This is a genomic window from Streptomyces sp. NPDC050164, assembly GCF_044459945.1.
Lineage (GTDB): Bacteria > Actinomycetota > Actinomycetes > Streptomycetales > Streptomycetaceae > Streptomyces > Streptomyces coeruleorubidus_A.
Genome location: NZ_JBITJK010000029.1, coordinates 1 through 20,612 on the forward strand (window position 1 = coordinate 1; position 20,612 = coordinate 20,612).

The following is a 20,612-nucleotide window of genomic DNA, read 5'->3' on the forward strand; positions in this document are numbered from 1 at the left end:
CCGCTCCCGCTCGACCAGGAGGGGCAGCGGCTCGGAGGTGGTGACCAGGTCCCGCAGCGGATGCCGGGCCAGGACCTCGTCCACCTCAGGCGTCAGTGCCGCCGCCAGCCGCGCCGCCGGGGGCAACGAGTCGTCGCGCAGTGCCTTGGCGGCGTAGAGCAGCACATCGCGGCCGGCTTCCCTGGGAACGCCGGCCGCCGCTCGCTCGTAGAGTTCGGCGCCCTCATCGAGGACCAGGCCGGGGTCGATGCCGGCCGGCACTTTTATGCCCGCCGTGTGGCGCCAGGTGGCCACCGGGTCGCTCCAGGCCTCCACCCGGTACGTCCAGCGGCCGACGGCGTCCGCGGTGACCTCGGCGCCCCAGCGGTCGCTGCCCGGGGCCAGCTCACGCATCGGCGTCCACGGCCCGGGGCGGCCCTCGGGATCCTTCAGGACGACATTGGCGGCGACCGCGTCGTGCCCCTCCCGGAACACGGTGGCGGTGACCTCGAACGTCTCTCCCACGACCGCCTTGGCCGGCCGGTTGCCGCTCTCCACGGCCGGGCGGACGTCCCGTACCGGGATACGGCCGATGGCCCGGGTCCTACTCATGGTCCTCACCTCCACCGTGCTCGAAAGCCGGGCCAGGGGCCCGGTCCAGGGGACGAGATGTGTGCGGCGGCTACCGTCCCGCGGGAGAGCGCCGCTCCGCCGCCGGCGGTCTTCGCCGGACCGCGGCGGCCGGACGGGGCCGTTCGTTCTGCTCCTGCAGACAGGTGACCTGCTGTTCCTGCAGATAGGTCACCTGCTGTTCCTGCAAATAGGCGACCTGGTTGGTGCGCAGATACCGCTCGGCCGCGTCCGCCGCCTCCCGCGCGCAGCGCTTGCCCATCAGCACGCAGAGCGTGTAGCCCGAGTCCTCGAACGTGGCCCGCACCGTGCGGTCGTTCGGTGCCGCGAGCATGACGCGTTCCCAGGCCCGGTAACGCCGCAACTGCCGGGCGACTTCGGCTTTGGCGGGTAGCAGCATGGCGCCGATCACCTTTCGGGCTCGAGGGGCACGGTCTCCCGACGGTCGGACGGCGGCCGTGCCCACAGCGGCACGGACCCGTAACGGCGATCGAGTTCTTCACACATGGTGCACGGGCGACGACGCAGCGTCTTGTTGGATCCTCAACCAACAACGGCTCGGCTGAGCCGTGAGGGCCATCCGGGCGTGCTCACTTGGGCGTTCATGCGCCTCAGCTGTGCGCTCGTGTTGCACGAACGGGCTAGCACCCTCAGGCTGAGGGTGACTCAGAAGCGATACGCGCTCACGTTCCGTGTTCGGGGCTCGTCCCGCAGGACCGCGGGAGCGAGGAGGAGCTGAGCTTCGCGGTGAGGAGCCAACCGATGAAGACCGCAGTGCCCTGCTACTACCACCTCGACGTGGAAGTCAGCCCGGAACGGGTGGGACAGGTCAGCCGCATTCTGGCCGCTCACCTGAGGTTCTGGGACCTGGACAACCTGGTCCAGCCCGTCTGCGGCGGTGCCGAGATGCTGCTCAAGGCCATCGACGAACACGCCACGGACAAGAACACGTCGATCGAGATGTGGTGGAACGGCCAGCACCTGATCACCGCCATCGGGGACAACGACCGCGCCCTGCGCCCGGACCAGGAGCTGCGTGGCTGCCTGGAGCACCTCGCGGCGATGAGCGACGGCTGGGGCTGCTGCGCCACCGAGACCGGCAGCAAGGTCATCTGGTTCTCGCAGCGCGCCCGGGCCGGCGAACGCGTCCCGCTCGTGCCGACCGCGCCCGCCCCGCGGGAGCGGGAGGGCCTCGAGGTGCCCCGCGAGGTGCGCGTCGCGCAGCTGGCCGGCCCCGCCAGTACGCCGGGCGAGGTCCTGGAGGAGGCCCGGTGACCCGCCGGCAGACCCGGAAAGGGGTGTCCGCGTGGAGCGGGCGCCCCTACCCGCTGGGCGCCGAGTACGACGGGGAGGGCACCAACTTCGCGCTCTTCAGCGAGGTGGCCGAACGCGTCGAGCTGGTCCTCGTCGACGACGACGGCACCCACACCCAGGTGCCGCTGACCGAGGTCGACGGCTTCGTCTGGCACGGCTACCTCCCCGGCGTCGGCCCCGGCCAGCGCTACGGCTACCGGGTGCACGGGCCGTGGGCCCCGGCCGCCGGCCACCGCTGCAACCCGGCGAAGCTGCTCCTGGACCCCTACGCACGCGCGGTCGACGGGCAGATCGACAACCACCCCTCGCTCTACGAACGCAACCCGGACGGCCCCGACCCGGCCGACAGCGCCGGGCACACCATGCTCGGAGTGGTGACCGACCCGGCCTTCGACTGGGGTGACGACACCCGGCCCTGCCGGCCCTACGCCGACACGGTGATCTACGAGGCGCACGTCAAGGGCCTGACCCGCACCCATCCCGAGATCCCCGCCGAGCTGCGCGGCACCTACGCCGGGCTCGCCCACCCCGCCGCCGTCGGGCACCTCACCTCGCTGGGCGTCACGGCGGTGGAGCTGATGCCGGTGCACCAGTTCGTCCACGACGGCGTACTGCACGACCGCGGCCTGGCCAACTACTGGGGCTACAACACCATCGGCTTCTTCGCCCCGCACAACGGCTACGCCGCCGACGGCACCCGCGGCCAGCAGGTCGCCGAGTTCAAGTCGATGGTGAGGACCCTGCACGCGGCCGGGCTCGAGGTGATCCTCGACGTGGTCTACAACCACACCGCCGAGGGCAACGAGAAGGGTCCCACCCTGTCCTTCCGCGGCATCGACAACTCCTCGTACTACCGCCTGGTCGACGGCGACTGGGACCACTACTACGACACCACCGGCACCGGCAACAGCCTGCTCATGCGCCACCCCTACGTGCTCCAACTGATCATGGACTCGCTGCGGTACTGGGTCACCGAGATGCATGTCGACGGCTTCCGCTTCGACCTCGCGGCCACCCTGGCCCGGCAGTTCCACGAGGTGGACCGGCTGTCGGCGTTCTTCGACCTGATCCAGCAGGACCCGGTGATCAGCCGCGTCAAGCTGATCGCGGAGCCGTGGGACGTCGGCGAGGGCGGCTACCAGGTGGGCAACTTCCCGCCGCTGTGGTCGGAGTGGAACGGCATGTACCGCGACGCGGTGCGCGACTTCTGGCGCGGTGAGGAGCACACGCTCGGCGAGTTCGCCTCCCGGCTGACCGGCTCCTCGGACCTGTACGCGCACAGCAGGCGCCGGCCCCGCGCCAGCGTCAACTTCGTCACCGCGCACGACGGATTCACCCTGCGCGACCTCGTCTCCTACAACGACAAGCACAACGAGGCCAACGGCGAGGACAACCAGGACGGCGAGAGCGCCAACCGGTCCTGGAACTGCGGCGCCGAGGGCGCGACCCGCGATCCGGCCGTGCTGGAGCTGCGCGCCCGTCAGCAACGCAACCTCCTCGCCACGCTGCTGCTCTCCCAGGGCATCCCGATGCTCTGCCACGGCGACGAACTGGGGCGCACCCAGCGCGGCAACAACAACGCCTACTGCCAGGACAACGAGATCTCCTGGATCGACTGGCGGCTCACCGAGGAACAGCGCGACCTGCTGGAGTTCACCCGGTACGTCATCCGGCTGCGCACCGGGCACCCCGTGTTGCGCCGGCGCCGCTTCTTCCTCGGCGAGACCCTGACCCGCGCGGACCAGCCGCTGCCCGACCTGGTGTGGCTGGCGCCCGACGCCCAGGAGATGACCGACGACGACTGGGATCGCGGCGACGCGCACTGCGTCGGCGTCTTCCTCAACGGCGACGCCATCGCCGAACCCGACCCGTGCGGCCGCCCCGTCGTCGACGACTCGTTCCTGCTGCTGCTCAACAGCCACTGGGAACCGGTCGACTTCCGCCTCCCGGACGCCACTTACGGCGAACGCTGGACGGCCCTGATCGACACCGCCGACCCGGAGGGCATCCCTGATGAATCGGAACACAAGGCGGGCACGGCCCTGATGGTCGGGTCCCGCAGCATGGTCCTGCTGTCCCGGCCCTCCCGGCGTGGGCGCAACGAGGCGGGATGATGACGGGGGCGGCGGATCCTGTCATGGACGTCCGCGCCCGAGTCACCGCCCCCGGCGCGCCGTCACCGTGAACTGTGCGCCGTCGTGATCGCGCAGCACGGCCTCGTCTGTGCCCTTGGACAGCACGCTGCCGCCGTGCAGTTCCGCGGCCCGGGTGCAGGCCTCGACGTCGTCGACCGTGAAGTGGACCTGCCAGTGCGGCCGGATCGTCGGGTCGGGGGCCGCCTCCAGCGCCCCGGACTCGATCCGTGCCACGACGTCACCGCGGCTGCGCAGCACGACCTCCCCGCCCTCGTAGTGCACCTCGCAGCAGCCGGGACTCTCCGACGCCCAGTCGAGGACCTCGCCGTAGAAGATGGCGGCGTCGAAGGCGTCACGCGTGTGCAGTGTGATGAAGGCCGGCTGCGCGTTGCGCCAGGTCTCCCAGTCGGTGAACAGGTCGCCCTCCCAGATCCCGAAGGTCGCCCCGTCCCGGTCGGCCAGCAGCGCCGCCCGCCCCGGCGGCAGCGAGATCGGCCCGACGGCGACCGTGCCCATGCGTTCCTGGACCCGGGCCACGGCGTCGTCCGCGCTCCGCACGGCGAAGTAGGGCGTCCACGCCACCGCCATCTGCCACATGGTGGCCACCCCCGCGATCCCGGCCACCGGCGAGCCGTCCGCAAGTGCGATCCGGAACCGGTCGCCGAGCTTGGCCGGCCGCCACTGCCAGCCCAGCACGGCCCCGTAGAACTCCTCGGTCGCCTTGACGTCCCTGCTGGTCAGACTCACCCAGCACGGTGCTCCGAACACGGAGTGCGAAGAGACGACGTCCTTTGTGCCGAAGGGGGTGGGGGTGTCGTGGTTCATGGCAGTCGCGTCCTGATCTCGTAGGCCTGGCAGCCACCGGAGGAATGACACCAGTGTCCAACCGGAACCCCCGTGGGCGCCTGCCGAGTACCCCGGCGACGGCACCGAAACGGTGTGGTGGACCGGCCTGGACCGCCCCGGTGGCACCGGGCGGGCCGAGTGACGACGATGGAGGCGTCGGACACTGCGTCAAGGCACTCAAGCACCACACGAGGCCATGAGGACAGCGGCGCACCGGACCCGGAGGTGACCATGCCCACGGACGGGGGCTCGGAGCGGATCTTCGAGTTGCAGGAAGAAGTCCGGCAACTGAAGGAGGCGGTCGTCTCCCACGCGGTCGTGGACCAGGCGATCGGGATGATCGTCGTGCTCGGCCGGATCTCGCCCGACCAGGGCTGGGCCGTGCTGAAGGAGGTCTCCCAGCACACCAACATCAAGCTGCGCAACGTCGCGGAACTGATCCTCGTGTGGGGACGCACCGGTGTGATGCCCCGGGAGATACGGGCCGAGCTGGAGGACGCCCTCGACCGCGCCGGACCGACCCAGATCCCCGAAGCGCCGCCGGAGCAGTGATCCGCCCCGGCGGCACCGACATGGGGTCGCGCGTTCATCCGGCCTCGGTGAGCAGCTCCTCACGCAGATGGGCGAAGCAACTGCTGAGCAGCCGGGAGACGTGCATCTGCGATATGCCGAGCTGCTCCGCGATGCGGCTTTGCGTCATGCCCTTGAAGAACCGCAGGTAGAGGATGATCCGCTCGCGCTCCGGCAGCGCCTGAAGACAGGGCTTGACGGCCACGCGGTTGACGACGATGTCGAAGGCCGGGTCCGGCCCGCCGATCGCGTCCCCGAGGGCGTAGCCGTCCGTGCCGGGCATCTCCGCCTCCAGCGACAGGGCGGAGAAGCACTCCAGGGCCTCCATGCCGGTGCGCACCTCGCCCTCGGTGAGGTGGGCGTACTCGGCGATCTCGGCGACCGTGGGGGAGCGGCCGGGGGTCGTCTGCGACAGCTCCTTGACGGCGTGCCGCACGCGGTTGCGCAGGTCCTGGACCCGGCGGGGGACGTGCAGCGTCCACATATGGTCGCGGAAGTGGCGCTTGATCTCGCCGGTGACCGTCGGCACGGCGTAGGCCTCGAAGGCGTTGCCGCGCGCCGGGTCGTAGTGGTCGACGGCCTTGACGAGACCGAGGGCCGCCACCTGGTAGAGGTCCTCCAGGGCCTCGCCACGGCCCCGGAAGCGGACGGCGATCCGCTCGGCCATGGGCAGCCAGGCCTCGACCAGCTCGTCACGCAGGGCCTTGCGCTCGGGCCCCTCGGGCAGCCGCACGAGACGTTCGAACGCTGCGGCGGTGTCGGGGGCGTCGTCGTGGGGGTGCGGTCTGGTGCTGCCGGCGATACGCATGGTGCGCACCTCCCTGAGCAGGTGCCGAAAGGACAGACACCATGGAAAGCGCGGACTCGGACCTCACGGAGGGCACCGCGGGCCCGGGCGGCTCCCACGGACGTGCCTCCTGTCCGAAGCACTTCATCGCCCATTCCCGGGCGGGGAGACAACGAAACAATTCCGACAATACGCTCATTTGTGACCCCAGGCGTCCCTGGGGGCGGCTGCCGTTTCGAGTACATCTCTTCGCCCAGGCCCTGGCGGCCGTCGACCTCGCCGACGCCGCCGACCGGCTCGCCGCCACCTGCTCCGGCGGCATGGTCCGCCGGCTCGAACTCGCCCAGGCCCTGGTCAGCGCCCCGCGGCTGCTGATCCTCGACGAGCCCACGATCGGCCTGGACCCGATCGCCCGCACCAGCGCCTGGGAGCACATCGGCGTGGTCCGCGCGGCCACCGGCATGACCGTGCTCGTGACCACCCACTCCATGGACGAGGCCGACCAGTACTGCGACCGGGTCGCCCTGATGGACCGCGGCCGGATCCGGGCCCTCGGCACGCCGGCCGAGCTCAGGGAAGGACTCGGCGCCCGCCGCCGCGCCGCGGGCGCGGCCACGGACACGCTGCCCACGCTGGAGGACGTCTTCCGCGACGTGGCGGGCAGCGGTCTCGATGACGAGGCAGGAGATTTCCGCGATGTCCAAGCCCCCGCCGCACCGCCCGCCGTGTCGGCTGACCCCGCCCGCGCCCACGGCATCGATCTGCTGCTCCAACCCCGGCAGCCCCGCCCGGGCCGGCTGCTGCTGCCCGCCCGCGTCGGCGCGATGTGCGCGGTCGAGCTACGGAAGCTGCGCCACGACCGCACCGAGCTCTGCACCCGGGCGGTCCAGCCGGCCCTCTGGCTGCTGATCTTCGGCCGGACCTTCACCCGGATCAGGGCCATCCCCACCGGCGGCATCCCCTACGTCGACTACCTGGCACCCGGCATCATCGCCCAGTCCGCAATGTTCATCGCCATCTTCTACAGCATCCAGATCATCTGGGAGCGCGACGCCGGCGTCCTCGACAAGCTCCTCGTCACGCCGACCCCGCGCTCCGCGCTGATCACCGGCAAGGCGTTCGCGGCGGGCGTCAAGTCGCTCGTCCAGGCGGTCGTGGTCCTGCTCATCGCCGCGCTGCTCGGCGTGGCACTGACCTGGAACCCGCTCAAGCTGCCGGCCGTCGCCGCGATCGTCGTCCTCGGCTCGGCCTTCTTCTCCTGTCTGTCGATGACCATCGCCGGCATCGTGCTCAGCCGCGACCGCCTCATGGGCTTCGGACAGGCGATCACCATGCCGCTGTTCTTCGGCTCCAACGCCCTGTACCCGGTGTCCGTGATGCCGGGCTGGCTCCAGGCGGTCAGCGAGGCCAACCCGCTCAGCTACGAGGTGGACGCCCTGCGCGGCCCCCTCCTCGGCACGCCCCACCACCTGGCCTCCGACTTCGCGGTGCTGCTCGTGGCCGCCGCCCTCGGCGTCGCCGCGGCCTCGGCCCTGCTGGGCCGTCTGGCCCGTTGATCTTCACCCGGGAAAGTGATGTGCGGCACGCCGCGGCAAACGCTTTCTCCGGCTGTTTCCGGATAACCGCTGGGCACGGCTTGATCACCGATCAAAAGGGATGAACTGCCAGGCCACAGCGCATTCTGCTCATTTGACAGTGCGCTGAGACCACAGATAGGAAGCAGCTTCCAGAGGTCGAGAGGGGCAGCGTGTACGAGCCGAACGTGGTCGGGGACTGGCAGGAGTACGACGAGCATGCCGGTCTGCGCGTCCGCGTCCACCGTCTGGAACTGGCCGAGCCGCCCCGCGGCCGTGACGACGCCGCCGAGGGGCTGACGTACTTCAGCCTGCGCGTGACCGTCGAGAACCGCGGCAGCCGGCACCTCGGTATCCACCTCGAGGACGGCCAGATCGACGTGCGGATCGGCCCGGACGGGGACAGCGCCTTCCTCGACTGGCGCAACTCGCAGTTCATCGAGGGCTTCGACGTGTACCCGCTGCGACGGGCCACCGCCGTGCTGTACGCGGCCGGCGCCGAGGCGTCCCTGAGCCTCGTGGACGTCCAGGTCCAGCTGCGCGTCGAGGAGGAGTGGGCCGACCGCCGGCTGTGGTCGGGCGGCATCGGTGCGCACGAGGGACCCACCGGGGGCCAGCAGGGCGCGGTGCGCGACAGCCTGGCCCACCAGGTGAGCGTCTTCCTCCAGGATCAGGCGGGGGAAGGCACCGCCTGATCCGGCGTCAGAACGCCTGGCCGGTCAGTGCGGGATGCCGTCGATGATCTCGCGGGCACCCTGGCGCAGCAGCGCCACGGCGACCGACGTGCCGAGCGTGGCCGGGTCGAGCCGGCCCGCCCACTCGTGGGCGTTCAGCCGGGTCTTGCCGTCCGGGGTGAACACACAGGCCCGCAGGGACAGTTCACCACCGCGGTCCACGCGTGCGAACCCGGCGATCGGGCTGTTGCAGTGCCCCTGGAGCACGTGCAGGAACATGCGCTCGGCGGTGGTCTCCCGGTAGGTGTCCGGGTCGCCGAGACCGCTGACCGCGTCGATCAGGTCGGCGTCGTCCTCACGGCACTGCAGCGCCAGCACGCCCGCGCCGATGGGCGGCATCATCGTCTCGGTGGAGAGGATCTCGCTGATCACGTCCTGCCGGCCGATGCGCTCCAGGCCGGAGACCGCGAGCAGCAGGGCGTCGGCCTCGCCGGCGGCCAGCTTCGCCAGGCGCCGGTTGGCGTTGCCCCGGAACGGCACGCAGTCCAGATGCGGGTGCGTGGCGGCCAGTTGGGCGACCCGGCGCACCGAGGAGGTGCCGATCCGCGTCCCGGCGGGCAGCTCGTCCAGGGTGAGCCCGCCCGGGTGGATCAGGGCGTCGCGGATGTCGTCCCGCTTCAGGAACGCGGCGAACACCGTGCCCGCCGGGAGCGGCCGGTCGGCGGGGACGTCCTTCACGCAGTGCACGGCGAGATCGGCCTCCCCGGCCAGCAGCGCCGCGTCGACCTCCTTGGTGAACGCGCCCTTGCCCTCGACCTTGGACAGATCACCCATCCACTTGTCCCCGGTGGTCTTCACAGGGACGACCTCGGTACGCACTCCGGGGTGGGCGGTGGCCAGCTCGGCCCGGACTCGCTCCACCTGGGCGAGCGCCATGGGCGAGTCGCGGGAGACGATGCGGATCAGTTCGGGGACGGACATGCGGACACGATAGACCCTCCCGGGGGTACGTCTGTGCCATACCTCCTCCCGACCGCCCTTCGACGTACGTCAGTTCGGGACGAGGGGCTCGCTGAGTTCGACCGCGCGCAGAGCCGCGGTGAGGGCCCGCTCGTCACCGACGTCGAGGGCGGTGTCGGCGAGCTTGATGACGTGTTCGTCGCCGTGGGCGAGGGCTCGTTCCAGCACCTCCTGCACGCTGCGGCCGGGTGCGGGGACGTGGGCGACGGGCTCGGCGGTGGCGTACATGGCGGTGACCGCCGCGGACGCGGTCCACGCCGCGTGCAGGCTCGGCACCCACAGCTCGCGCGGCAGGGAACCGAGGGCGCGCAGCACGGCGTTGGGCGCCGTCGCCGCGTGTACCAGCATGGTCGCCTCCCCGTGGCCGTGGGTGGCGTACCGGTGGGTCGCGGCCCGGACCAGTTCGGCGAGTCGGGCCCGTGCCGTGTCCGGGTCGGTCACGGCGCCCGCCCACAGAGGCAGGCGTCGTACGGCGGCCAGCCGGTCGGGAAATCCGCCCCGGGGTTCGGCGATCGGCGGCACGGCGTCCAGGGACCGCGCCGCGCTCGGCGCTGCGGGCAGGGGTGCGATGCCGGACACGGGGCGGTGCCGGGCCGCCCAGTAGCCCAGCCCGTGCGCGAGTTCGGCGAGCCGCGGCGCGCTCTCGCCGGCTTCCAGGGCCCGTACGGCATGGCCGACGCGGATGACGGGGTGCGTGGAGCCGCCGTACAACCCGGGCAGCAGCCGTGGCCACCATGCCGCGAGGACGTCCCGCCACGGCTGTTCGGCGAGGGCGTGGCCGAAGTACGCGATCCAGTCGGCGGCCCGGTGCGGATCTCCCAGCGCCTCGCGCCAGTTGGCGCGGGTCACGGTTGCCACGGGTGTGGGGAAGTCCTCCAGCTTGGGCCGGTACAGATCCAGCCAGCGGTGCACGGCGCCCGCCTGCCCGTGCGCGGCGAGCGCCTCCACGACCATGGGGGCGTGGTTGGTGAGCCGGCCGAGCCGCTCCGGCCCCGAGGCGTGGAGCCGTTCGAGGGCTTCTTCGAGTGTCCCTGTCGTGTCGTGCGCGTCCATGACGGGACGCTATGCCCACGCCCCGCGCCGACGGATCGGGCGCGAGGCGGAAGTCTGCCCCGGCCGGGGGCCTAGGCCTCCGGCCGGGCAGAGCCCGGATCAGGCGTAGGGATCGAACGCGATGCCGGAGGGCTTGGCCGACGCGAGGTGGTTCGCGAAGTTGCCGTCCTTCAGGCCGAAGTTGGCGCTGCCGAAGTTGTAGGACGTGAGCTTGTCGCGCACCCCCGCGGGGTAGCCGTTCCAGCCGACCAGCGGCGGGTACTGCCAGGTGCGCTTGTGGTTCTCCGGCGGCTCGTCGTTCGTGTTCGCGAGACGGAAGCAGTGGGTGCTTGCGCCGTCCTTGTGGTAGACGATCTTCGGGTGTGTGCCGTCGAAGCGGACCTGCGACGCCGGGTGCACGCTGAACGAGCCGTGGGCGGACGTCGAGACGTACTTGACCTGGTTGTCCTGCACGAACACCGCGACGTGCTCGAAGTCGTGCCGGTGGCCGCCGATGCCGCTGCCGGCCACCGCCTGGTCCTTCTCGAAGTAGAGGGCGTACAGGATGGCGCACCAGCCGTTGTTGCACTTGTAGCGCGCGTAGCCGTTGGTGTTGTCCAGGTCCGAGGCGTCGCGGCAGTCGCCGTTGAGCGCGCCGGTCGGGCTCAGCCCGCCGTTGACGGTGCCGTCCGCGCCGACGGCGGGCGTGGAGTAACAGCCGTCGGTGTCGTAGTCGTAGGCGGGCTGGTACGTCTTCTCCAGCGACTCCGCGTTGGCGGGCAGCGCTCGCGGCGGGGCGGCGAAGGCCGTGGCGGGGAAGGCGAGGACGAGGGCGGCGGCACCGGCCAGTCCGGTGAGCCATCTCCTGCGGGGTGCGAACGGGCGTGACGACACTGCGTCCTCCTCTTGGGCGCAGCCCAACGGCTGTGGGGGAAAAGGAGGTTCAGCTTCCAGGCTGAACGCGTCCATGCCAAGAGAAAGGTGTGATCCCGGAAGTGAATCGCAACCCAACAGCCGGAGTCCGGGCGCCGTTTCAGACCCTGTCGTCCGGGATGTCGGCCGCCGCCTCCTCGGGCGCGAGATCCGGCCGGAGCCGCAGCCAGGACGGCTGCCGCAGCAGGCCCTCCCGGGTGCGGGTGCTGTAGCGGACCTCGCCGACCAGCCGGGGCACGACCCAGTGCGCGCCCGGAGCGCGCGGAGCGGGGTCGAAGGGGCAGACGTCGGTCGCGGCGGCCCGCAGCAGCCCGGCGAGTTCCGTCCGTTCGGCCTCGCTCCAGCCGGTGCCCACACTCCCGACGTAACGCAGCCGCCCCGCGGCACGCTGCCCGACCAGCACCGCGCCGGGCAGGCCGGTGAGCCGTCCCTTGCCGGGCTGCCAGCCGCCGACCAGGACGTCCTCGGTGCGCATGTTGCGGATCTTGATCCAGGCCCGGGAGCGCACCCCCGGTTCGTACACCGAGTCCAGCCGTTTGCAGACCAGGCCCTCCAGTCCGTGCTCGCGCGTGGCGGCCAGGGCCACGGCGCCGTGGCCGACGATCGCGGCCGGGGTCGACCAGGAGGGCCCGGCGAGGCCGAGGTCCTCCAGCGCCGCGCGGCGTCGTGCGTAGGGGAGCCGGATCAGCGAGTGGCCCTCCAGATGCATCAGGTCGAACAGCACGAGATGGACCGGCACCTCCGCCGCCCGCCGCGCCGCCCTCGCGGGCGCGTGCGCCAGCCCCATGCGGGACTGGAGTAACTGGAAGCTCGCCCGGCCCTGTTCGTCCAGGGCCAGGATCTCCCCGTCCAGCACGGCGGGCGTGGGACCGAGGGCGGCTTCCAGGGGCCGCAGTTCGGGGTAGGCGGCCGTGATGTCCTCCCCGGACCGGGCGCGCAGCAGCACGCTGCCCTCCCCGGGGAGATAGACCACCACGCGCTGGCCGTCCTGCTTGGTCTCATAGGCCCAGCGGGCGTCCTGCGCGACGGGCGGCAGGGTGCCGGGCGTGGCGAGTATGGGCGGGATCAGCGGCAGGTCCACGGGTGAGTTGTGGACGTCCCCGTGCCCGGTCACGCGCGTTTCCCGGGTCTTTCCCCTGAACGGCGTCGATGCGGGCGCCGGCCTCACCGATCGCCCCGAGCGGTCCCGGCCTGAAATTGCTTGAGTTAGGCAACGAGATGGTAAAGTGGTCTCATGTCCACACCACCGCTCCCCGACGTCCCCTCGCCGGAAGTCATCGAGATCGAGCGTGCGCTCACCCGCATCACCTACCTGAGCACGCGTGCCCGCCAGCACGAGAGGCTGATGGCCCTGGCGGGCGTGCCGCTCGACCGTGCCGCCGTCGCGCTGCTCCGGCAGGTCGCCGACTCCGAGCCGCTGCGGCCGGGGGAGCTCGCCGCCCGGCTGGGAGTGGAGGCCTCGCACGTCACGCGCACGGTGCAGCAGTTGCAGAAGTCGGGCTACGTCACCCGCGTCCCCGACCCGGACGACCGGCGCGCCCAGCGCATCGAGCTCACCGACGCCGGCCGGCAGGCCATCACCAAGATCCGCGAGGTCGGGGTCCGCGGCATGCAGATGGCCCTGGCCGACTGGTCCCCCGAGGAGCTGCGGCAGCTCGCCACGCTCTTCCACCGCATGGTCGACGACTTCCTCGCCCACGCCGGCGAGCCCGAGCCCCAGTCCGCCCCGGCGGGCAGCGCCTGATCCCCGGACCGGGCCGCGAGCGGCGTTCACACAGGCCGCACGCTCACCGTGCGGCGGAGCCACGCGGATCCGCCCGCTCGGCGACCGCGGGGGCCGGCGGTGCGGGCTCGCGCAGCCGGCACAGCAGCAGCCGGCCCAACGCGGGCAGGGCGATGAGCGGCAGCAGGGCCGTCCGCAGGGACGTGGCATCGGCCAGCGCCCCGAGCGAGGGAGCGGCGAGACCGCCGACGCTCACCGCCAGCCCCAGCGTGACCCCGCTCGCGGTGCCCACCCGCCGGGGCAGACAGTCCTGGCCCAGCGTGATGTGCAGCGAGAACGGCACATACAGGCACACCGACGTCAACGCGACGAACAGATACACCGGCGGCCCGGGCACCAGCACCAGACCGGCCACGGCGAACACCGTCAGGGCGTACGACCGGCGCATCATCGCCAGCCGCCCGTACCGCTCGGCCAGCCGCCCCCCGGCCAGCGTGCCCACCGCACCACCGGCGTAGAGCACGAACAGCGCCGCCGTACCGGCCACCTCCCCACCACCGGTCCGCTCCCGCACGTACAGCGAGACGAACGCGCTCAGGCCGACGAACACGACCGAGCGGCAGACCACGGCCCCGGACAGCCGCAGAAAGGCCGCCCAGTCGTCCCGGCCCGCGGCGGCGGACGCACCGGCCCCCGCCGCGCCGGACGCGGCGGCGCGCACCGCCGCCGCACACAGCGCCGCTCCCGCCACCGCCGGGACGGCCAGCAGGGGAGAGGCGCGCAGCCCGCCCGTCGCCACCACGGCGAAGACCAGCAGGGGAGCCAGGGTGAAACCGGCGTTGCCGCCGAAGGAGAACCAGCCCATCGCCGAGTGCCGGCCGTGCGCGACGGCCCGCGCCACCCGGGCGGCCTCCGGATGATAGGCGGCCACCCCCACCCCCGACACGGCGACCACCGCCAGCGTCGCCGCGTAGGAGCCGGTCACCCCGCTCAGGGCGACGCCCGCCCCGGCCGTCAGCGCGCCGAGAGGCAGCAGCCACGGCATCGCCCACCGGTCGGTGAGCACCCCGAACAGCGGCTGCACCAGCGACGAGAGCAGGGATGCGGCCAGCACGACGCCGGAGGCGGCGGCGTAGGAGTAGGCGCGCTCGGCGACGAAGTACGGCACCAGAGCGGCCACGGCGCCCTGGTACACGTCCACGCAGGCGTGTCCCAGGGACATCAGGGCGATGGGCCGATTGCGGCGGGAAGCGGTCACCCGGTGATCGTCGCCGCCGGGGCACCTGGCGCGCTTCCGATAATCTGCCGGACTGTGCCGAACATCCGCCACACCCCCACGGCGCCGACCCGCGCGCAGCGGCTGACCGCGGGCGACCGCATCGACGCGCACCGGCACGACGACCACCAGATCGTTTACGCGGGCTCCGGTGTCGTCGCCGTCACCACCGACGCCGGCACCTGGTTCGCGCCCGGCACCCGCGCCATCTGGGTCCCCGCCGGTACCGTGCACGCCCACCGTGCCCACGGCCGGCTCGACCTGCGCCTGGTCGGCCTGCCAGCCGACGACAACCCCCTCTTCCTGCACCACCCGGCCGTCCTCGCCGTCAGCCCGCTGCTGCGCGAGCTGATCCTCGCCTACACCCGCGACCCCGGCGACGACAGCCCCGAGCGCGGCCGACTGCGCGCCGTCCTGCGCGATCAGCTGCGCGTCTCGCCGCAGCAGCCGCTGCGCCTGCCCACGCCCGCCGACCCGCGCCTGGCCGCCGTCTGCGCGCTCGTGCACGCCGACCCGGCGGGCGCGGGCACCCTCGCCGCCCTCGGCGCCGCGACCGGGGTGGGGGAGCGCACCCTGAGCCGGCTCTTCCGCAGCGAGTTCGGCATGACGTTCCCGCAGTGGCGCACCCAGTCACGGCTCTACCACGCCCTGCGGATGCTGGCCGACGGCCTGCCCGTCACGACCGTCGCCCACCGCTGCGGCTGGTCCTCCGCCAGCGCCTTCATCGACGTCTTCCGCCGCTCGTTCGGCTACACCCCGGGCACGCACAACCGCCGCGCCTGACCCGTCGAAACCCCGGCCACGGCCACCTTTTTACCGTCCAGTAATATCGCGCGGCAGGCCATCAGAGGAGGAACCGTGTCCCGGTCCGAACGCTCGCCCCTGCTGCTCGCCGGTCTGCTGGCCGCCGCGGGGATCGCCCACTTCGCCGCACCACGACCGTTCGACGCGACCATCCCGCGCGGCCTGCCGGGCACGCCCAGGACCTGGACCCGCGTCAGCGGAGCCGCGGAGCTCGCGCTGGCCGCGGGCCTGGCGCTGCCGCGTACCCGCAAGGCGGCCGCGCTGGCCACGGCGGCCTTCTTCGTCGGGGTGTTCCCCGCCAATGTGAAGATGGCGGCCGACTGGCGCCACCGCCCCGCGCCGCAGAAGGCCGCGGCCTTCGGGCGCCTGCCGCTCCAGCTGCCCCTCGTGCTCTGGGCCCGCGGCGTCGCACGGAACGCGCAGGGCCGGTCGTGACCGCGCGCGTGGAGGCCGGGGACAAGGTCGAGGACTTCGCCCTGCCCGACGAGACCGGCACCGTCCGCAGCCTGTCCGGGCTGCTCGCCGAGGGGCCGGTCGTGCTCTTCTTCTACCCGGCCGCCCTGACGCCCGGCTGCACCGCACAGGCCTGCCACTTCCGCGATCTCGCCGCCGAGTTCGCCGCCGTCGGCGCACACCCCGTCGGCATCAGCGGGGACACCGTCGAGCGCCAGCAGGAGTTCGCCGGACAGCACGCCCTCGGCATGCCCCTGCTGTCCGACGCCGACGGCGCGGTCCGCGAGCGGTTCGGTGTGAAGCGCGGCTTCTCCCTGGCGCCGACCAAGCGCACCACGTTCGTCATAGCGCAGGACCGCACCGTCCTCGACGTCGTACGCAGCGAACTGCGCATGAACGCGCACGCCGACCGGGCGCTCGCCGCTCTGCGCGCCCACCGGAGCTGACGCCCTCACGAATGCTCCGTCGCGGTTGATACAGGGCGACAATGGGATAATCCTGGACGATATGGAGGATGCCTCCGCCGCTGTGATCATCGACGCCCGCGGCATTGTGACGGGGTGGAGCGAGGGTGCCCGGCGGCTGACCGGCTACCCGGCCGAGGAGGCCGTGGGCCGGTCCGTACGGGAGCTGCTCGCCGAGGAGGTGCCGCCCGAGGCGGTGTCCGCGCGGTCGGGCACCGTCATGGTGCGGCACCACGAGGGTTACCTCGTCGGGCTACGCGTCAGAGCGATGGCCGTGACGAGCCAGGACGGGGAACCGGACGGATATGTGATCACCGCCGCGCCACCCGGACGGGCGGAGACGTCCCTCGCGGGCCGCGCCTTCCAGCAGGCGTCCATGTCGATGTCCGTCTTCGACACCAGCCAGCGCTACCTGCGGCTCAACGACGCCGCCTGCCACGTGATGGGCGTGTCCGAGGAGACACTGCTCGGCCGGCACTTCCCGGAGACCGTGGAGGACGCGGAGCACAGCCGCGGCTTCAACTGGCATCTCCGCCACGTCGTCGAGACGGGCCGGCCGCTCCGTTACGAGAGTTACACCGGCGCACCGTCCCTGAACCGGGAGCACGCCTGGGTCACCGAGATGTGGCCGCTGCGGGATGGCTCCGGCGAGCTCCTGGGCACCGCCCTGGCCGCGTTCGACAGCACCGAGCAGTACTGGGCGCGGCAGCGGCTGGCCCTGCTGAACGAGGCCGCGGCCGCCATCGGCACCACCCTGGACGTGGTGCGCACCGCCGAGGAGCTGATCGGGGTCATGGTGCCCCGGTTCGCCGACTTCGCGAGCGTGGACCTGTTCGACTGGGTCCTCGGCGCGGAGGAGTCGCCGACGGTGCCCGCCGAGGAGATCACGCTGCGCCGCGTCGCCCACGGCTCCGTCACCGAGGGCACCCCCGAGGCGGCCGTGCACCTGGGAGAGGTGGACGTCTACCCCTCCTTCACGCCGATCGCCCGGGCCATGCGGGAGGGCCGGGCGGTCCTCAGTCAGGCAGGAGAGCCCGCGTTCATGCGGTGGGTCGCCGAGCGCAACACGCGCGCCCCGCAGGGCCGCCCCTACCGCAAGGGCGTCCACTCGATGATGGCGGTGCCGCTGAGGGCCCGCGGCACCACCCTCGGCGTCGCCGTGGCCGTGCGCATCCGGCAGGTGGACGACTACGCCGCCGACGACGCCGTGTTCGCCGAGGAACTCGCCAGCCGCGCCGCGGTCTGCGTCGACAACGCCCGCCGCTTCGCCCGCGAACGCACCACCGCACTGGCCCTCCAGCACAGCCTGCTGCCGAGGGGACTGCCCGGCCAGGCCGCCGTCCAGGTCGCCCACCGCTATCTGCCCTCCGGCTCGGCGGCCGGCATCGGCGGCGACTGGTTCGACGTGATCCCGCTGTCCGGCAGCCGGGTCGCGCTCGTCGTCGGTGACGTCGTGGGCCACGGCATCCCCTCCACGGCGACCATGGGCCGGCTGGTCACGGCCGTACGCACCCTCGCCGACGTGGACCTGCCACCGGACGAACTCCTCACCCACCTCGACGACCTGGTCACCCATCTCGCGTCGGACGACGACGGCGACGAGGTCGCCGAACTCGGCGCCACCTGTCTGTACGCCGTCTACGACCCCGTCACGCGCCGGCTGAACCTGGCCGCCGCCGGGCACCCCGCCCCCGCACTGGTGCTGCCCGACGGGTCCGCGCGGCTGATCCCCATGAGCGCGGGGCCCCCGCTGGGCGTCGGGGGGCTGCCGTTCGAGGCGACGGACCTCCAGCTGCCCGAGGGCTCCGTCGTCGCCCTCTACACCGACGGACTCGTCGAGGACCGCGACCGCGATGTCGACCACGCCACCGACGAGCTGTGCCGCGCTCTGACCGTGCCCGCCGAGTCGCTCGACGCCCAGTGCGACATCGTGCTGAAGGCCGTGCTGCCGGAGGAGCCCAGCGACGACGTGGCCCTGCTGCTGGCCCGTACCCGGGCGCTGGGCGCGGACCAGGTCGCCACCTGGGACGTGGCGCCCGACCCCGCGCAGGTGGCCGCCACCCGCCAGGCCGCCACCGAACAGCTCACCGTGTGGGGGCTGGAGGAGACGGCCTTCGTCACCGAACTCGTCGTCAGCGAACTGGTCACCAACGCCATCCGGTACGGCGCCACGCCCATCCAGCTCCGTCTGATCCGCGACCAGACCCTCATCTGTGAGGTGTCCGACGGCAGTTCGACCTCCCCGCACCTGCGGCGGGCCCACCAGGACGACGAGGGCGGACGCGGACTGCTGCTGGTCGCCCAGCTCACCCAGCGCTGGGGCAGCCGGCAGACCACCCGGGGCAAGACCATCTGGTGCGAACAGCCGCTCACGCCGCTGTTCTGACCGCGCCGCACAGGCGTGGAGTCGACGACGCGTCCAAGGGATGGCCGTATACAGCGGGTAGAAGGGCAGACCACGGGCGCGGCGTACGCCCCGATGACCAGGAAGGGAAGCCCGGCCGAAGGCACCACCCAGCCGCGCAGGACGATCAGCGTCGCGGCGTGCGCCCAGTGCAAGTCGTCGAGGAAGACCACAGTGGGCGCTGCCGCGCCAGGCGCTCGAACGCCTCTCTCACCGCCGCCGGTACGTCGGCCCCGGCCCCTGCCGTTCCCGGCCAGTGACCGCCGAGCGCGGCCCTGAGCGGTCCGTACGGGACGCCGCTCCCGGGCCGGCCGCCTCGCGGCACGCGCCGGCAACCGGACGAGTGCTTCACGCAAGCGGCCCTGCTCGCGCCGGCGCCCCAGCAGCCTCCCCGCCTCGGGTCTCTCAGCGGGTCGCCTCATCGGGAACACCCACACCGCGCAGGTCGGTCGCTGCATCCCCCGTGCCAGGCAGGCTGCCGCCACCGTCACCGTTCACTCCGCGGCCGCGTCCGAGGCGACCTGTGCGAGGGTCCGCCCGGACACGGCCGAACGCGCCCGGCGCGGATCGGGAGCCCCGTGCGTACGGGCGCCTCCGGCCCGCTTCACCAGCAGCCAGGCCTCCTCACCGTCACCGCCCCGACCGTCGCGGAACCGGGTCAGGGCGTACTCGCCGCGCAGTTTCGCCCCGCTCAGCCGGAACGTGGCGTGCCCCCGCTCCAGCGACTCGGCGAAGTCCACCGGCCGTCCCTTGCGGTCGTGGCTCAGCGGCTCGTACGTGCCGTGGTCCCAGACGATCACCGTGCCGCCGCCGTACTCGCCGCGGGGGATCACGCCCTCGAACTCCTCGTACTCCAGCGGATGGTCCTCCGTGGGCACCGCCAGCCGCTTGTCCTTCGGGTCCGCCGAGGGACCCTTGGGGATCGACCAGGACTTCAAGACGTCGTCCACCTGCAACCGGAAGTCGAAGTGCATCGTGCTCGCGTCATGGATCTGCACCACGAACCGGGGCTGGTCCCCGGCGGACTCCCCGCTGCCCCGGGGTTCGCCGGTCCGGGTGAAGTCGCGCTTGCCGCGGTAGTCCCGCAGCCTGTCCCGCTCAGCCACCTGCGACTCCTTCCTGACTCGCGGGCCCCGGGTACCCGTCAGAACTCCTCGTGCACCTCGGGGTCCCCGCCGACGCGCCGGTGCGTCCGGTCCGCGACGGCGGTCATCTCGTCCTCGCTCAGCTCGAAGCCGAAGACGTCGAGGTTCTCGCGCTGCCGCTCGGGGTTCGCCGACTTCGGGATGGGCACCGCGCCGAGCTGCGTGTGCCAGCGCAGCACGACCTGTCCGGCCGTCACCCCGTGCGCCTGGGCGATCCGCGCCACGGCGGGGTCCCGAAGCAGGGACGTGCCCCGGCCCAGCGGGCTCCAGCTCTCGGTGAGGATGTTCTTGGCGGTGTGGAAGGCGCGCAGGTCGTCCTGCGGCAGGAAGGGGTGCAGCTCGATCTGGTTGACGGAAGGCAGCACCCCGGTCTCCTTCTCCAGCCGCTCGATGTGCCCGGCCGTGAAGTTCGAGACGCCGATCGACCGGACGAGCCCCTCCTCGCGCAGCTTGATCATGGCCTTCCACGCGTCGACGTACCGGTCCACGCGCGGCAGCGGCCAGTGGATCAGGTACAGGTCCACGTACTCCAGGCCGAGGCGGGTCCGGGACTCCTCGAAGGAGGCGAGCGTCTCCTCGTAGCCGTGGTGCCGGCCCGGGAGCTTCGTCGTCACGACGATCTCCTCGCGCGGCACCACACCGGAGGCCACGGCCCGGCCGACCCCTGTCTCGTTGCGGTAGTTCGTCGCCGTGTCGATCAGGCGGTAGCCCGCCTCCAGGGCCGAGAGCACCGCCTGCTGCGCCTCGTCGTCGCCGAGCGGCCAGGTGCCCAGACCGAGGGCGGGGAGCGCCGTACCGTCGTTGAGCGTGTGCGTCGGGATGCTGATCACCGTCGGACCTTCCCGTTGA

General features: G+C 72.3%; 21 protein-coding genes and 1 pseudogene. 11 read left to right on the plus strand and 11 right to left on the minus strand.

Going from position 1 to position 20,612, the window contains the following annotated elements:
* Together ACIBNA_RS30570 and ACIBNA_RS30575 are read right to left on the minus strand one after the other, a co-directional pair.
* The coding region (locus tag ACIBNA_RS30570) for a maltotransferase domain-containing protein (protein ID WP_399168410.1) at positions 1-591 on the minus strand (591 nt) is incomplete at its 3' end.
* A gap of 70 nt (positions 592-661) precedes the next feature.
* Positions 662-1,009, minus strand: coding sequence for a DUF5133 domain-containing protein (locus ACIBNA_RS30575; RefSeq protein ID WP_399168411.1), 348 nt, complete (start codon positions 1,007-1,009; stop codon positions 662-664).
* Positions 1,010-1,371: 362 nt separating this feature from the next.
* Here ACIBNA_RS30575 and ACIBNA_RS30580 point away from each other — a divergent pair, with 362 nt between their 5' ends.
* On the plus strand, positions 1,372-1,884 hold the full coding sequence (locus ACIBNA_RS30580; RefSeq protein WP_399168412.1) for a pep a2: 513 nt from the start codon (positions 1,372-1,374) through the stop codon (positions 1,882-1,884).
* Positions 1,881-4,037: a glycogen debranching protein GlgX gene (gene glgX / locus ACIBNA_RS30585; RefSeq protein ID WP_399168413.1), complete on the plus strand. Its 2,157-nt coding sequence runs from the start codon at positions 1,881-1,883 to the stop codon at positions 4,035-4,037. The genes ACIBNA_RS30580 and glgX overlap by 4 nt, the downstream gene beginning before the upstream one ends.
* A 42-nt stretch (positions 4,038-4,079) precedes the next feature.
* Here glgX and ACIBNA_RS30590 read toward each other — a convergent pair whose 3' ends face one another.
* On the minus strand, positions 4,080-4,883 hold the full coding sequence (locus tag ACIBNA_RS30590) for a VOC family protein (protein WP_399168414.1): 804 nt from the start codon (positions 4,881-4,883) through the stop codon (positions 4,080-4,082).
* Between the two features lie 252 nt (positions 4,884-5,135).
* On the opposite strand from ACIBNA_RS30590, the gene ACIBNA_RS30595 reads away from it, so the two are divergent.
* Positions 5,136-5,456 carry an ANTAR domain-containing protein gene (locus ACIBNA_RS30595; RefSeq protein WP_274813706.1) on the plus strand — a complete coding sequence of 107 codons (321 nt, stop codon included), beginning with the start codon at positions 5,136-5,138 and terminating at the stop codon, positions 5,454-5,456.
* A 34-nt stretch (positions 5,457-5,490) separates the two neighbouring features.
* On the opposite strand, the gene ACIBNA_RS30600 is transcribed toward ACIBNA_RS30595, so the two are convergent.
* Complete coding sequence (locus ACIBNA_RS30600; protein WP_399168415.1) at positions 5,491-6,282, minus strand: RNA polymerase sigma factor SigF; 792 nt, start codon at positions 6,280-6,282, stop codon at positions 5,491-5,493.
* Positions 6,283-6,512: 230 nt separating this feature from the next.
* Here ACIBNA_RS30600 and ACIBNA_RS30605 point away from each other — a divergent pair.
* From ACIBNA_RS30605 to ACIBNA_RS30615, 3 genes and pseudogenes are all read left to right on the plus strand, one after another.
* Positions 6,513-6,997 (plus strand): annotated as a pseudogene (locus ACIBNA_RS30605) (ATP-binding cassette domain-containing protein); the annotation flags it as partial.
* Positions 6,987-7,817 carry an ABC transporter permease gene (locus ACIBNA_RS30610; RefSeq protein WP_399168514.1) on the plus strand — a complete coding sequence of 277 codons (831 nt, stop codon included), beginning with the start codon at positions 6,987-6,989 and terminating at the stop codon, positions 7,815-7,817. The pseudogene ACIBNA_RS30605 and the gene ACIBNA_RS30610, both read left to right, overlap by 11 nt.
* A gap of 191 nt (positions 7,818-8,008) precedes the next feature.
* Positions 8,009-8,530 (plus strand): hypothetical protein, encoded by a 522-nt coding sequence (locus tag ACIBNA_RS30615; protein WP_399168417.1) that lies wholly within the window; start codon positions 8,009-8,011, stop codon positions 8,528-8,530.
* Positions 8,531-8,554: 24 nt separating this feature from the next.
* On the opposite strand, the gene hemC is transcribed toward ACIBNA_RS30615, so the two are convergent.
* The 4 genes from hemC to ligD form a co-directional block, all read right to left on the minus strand.
* The gene (gene hemC / locus ACIBNA_RS30620) at positions 8,555-9,490 is read right to left on the minus strand and encodes a hydroxymethylbilane synthase (protein ID WP_399168418.1); all 936 of its coding nucleotides are present in this window, start codon (positions 9,488-9,490) and stop codon (positions 8,555-8,557) included.
* Between the two features lie 69 nt (positions 9,491-9,559).
* Positions 9,560-10,582, minus strand: coding sequence for a questin oxidase family protein (locus tag ACIBNA_RS30625; protein WP_399168420.1), 1,023 nt, complete (start codon positions 10,580-10,582; stop codon positions 9,560-9,562).
* Between the two features lie 99 nt (positions 10,583-10,681).
* Positions 10,682-11,455: an NPP1 family protein gene (locus tag ACIBNA_RS30630; protein WP_399168421.1), complete on the minus strand. Its 774-nt coding sequence runs from the start codon at positions 11,453-11,455 to the stop codon at positions 10,682-10,684.
* Positions 11,456-11,594: 139 nt separating this feature from the next.
* The gene (gene ligD, locus ACIBNA_RS30635; RefSeq protein ID WP_399168515.1) at positions 11,595-12,575 is read right to left on the minus strand and encodes a non-homologous end-joining DNA ligase; all 981 of its coding nucleotides are present in this window, start codon (positions 12,573-12,575) and stop codon (positions 11,595-11,597) included.
* A gap of 153 nt (positions 12,576-12,728) precedes the next feature.
* On the opposite strand from ligD, the gene ACIBNA_RS30640 reads away from it, so the two are divergent.
* Entirely contained in the window at positions 12,729-13,238 is a 510-nt protein-coding gene (locus tag ACIBNA_RS30640) for a MarR family winged helix-turn-helix transcriptional regulator (protein WP_399168422.1), read from the plus strand.
* A 43-nt stretch (positions 13,239-13,281) separates the two neighbouring features.
* Here the strand turns inward: ACIBNA_RS30640 and ACIBNA_RS30645 are convergent, their stop codons facing one another.
* A complete protein-coding gene (locus tag ACIBNA_RS30645) occupies positions 13,282-14,439 on the minus strand; it encodes an MFS transporter (protein WP_399168516.1) in 1,158 nt (385 codons plus the stop codon).
* Between the two features lie 90 nt (positions 14,440-14,529).
* On the opposite strand from ACIBNA_RS30645, the gene ACIBNA_RS30650 reads away from it, so the two are divergent.
* From ACIBNA_RS30650 to ACIBNA_RS30665, 4 genes are all read left to right on the plus strand, one after another.
* A complete protein-coding gene (locus ACIBNA_RS30650) occupies positions 14,530-15,276 on the plus strand; it encodes an AraC family transcriptional regulator (protein WP_399168423.1) in 747 nt (248 codons plus the stop codon).
* A gap of 75 nt (positions 15,277-15,351) precedes the next feature.
* A complete protein-coding gene (locus ACIBNA_RS30655) occupies positions 15,352-15,732 on the plus strand; it encodes a DoxX family protein (RefSeq protein WP_399168424.1) in 381 nt (126 codons plus the stop codon).
* Positions 15,729-16,196 carry a peroxiredoxin gene (locus ACIBNA_RS30660; protein ID WP_399168425.1) on the plus strand — a complete coding sequence of 156 codons (468 nt, stop codon included), beginning with the start codon at positions 15,729-15,731 and terminating at the stop codon, positions 16,194-16,196. The genes ACIBNA_RS30655 and ACIBNA_RS30660 overlap by 4 nt, the downstream gene beginning before the upstream one ends.
* Before the next feature lie 61 nt (positions 16,197-16,257).
* Complete coding sequence (locus ACIBNA_RS30665; RefSeq protein ID WP_399168426.1) at positions 16,258-18,600, plus strand: SpoIIE family protein phosphatase; 2,343 nt, start codon at positions 16,258-16,260, stop codon at positions 18,598-18,600.
* A gap of 512 nt (positions 18,601-19,112) precedes the next feature.
* Here the strand turns inward: ACIBNA_RS30665 and ACIBNA_RS30670 are convergent.
* On the minus strand, positions 19,113-19,724 hold the full coding sequence (locus tag ACIBNA_RS30670) for a DNA polymerase ligase N-terminal domain-containing protein (RefSeq protein WP_399168427.1): 612 nt from the start codon (positions 19,722-19,724) through the stop codon (positions 19,113-19,115).
* Between the two features lie 38 nt (positions 19,725-19,762).
* Positions 19,763-20,593 carry an aldo/keto reductase gene (locus tag ACIBNA_RS30675; protein WP_399168428.1) on the minus strand — a complete coding sequence of 277 codons (831 nt, stop codon included), beginning with the start codon at positions 20,591-20,593 and terminating at the stop codon, positions 19,763-19,765.
* Positions 20,594-20,612 lie beyond the last annotated feature (19 nt).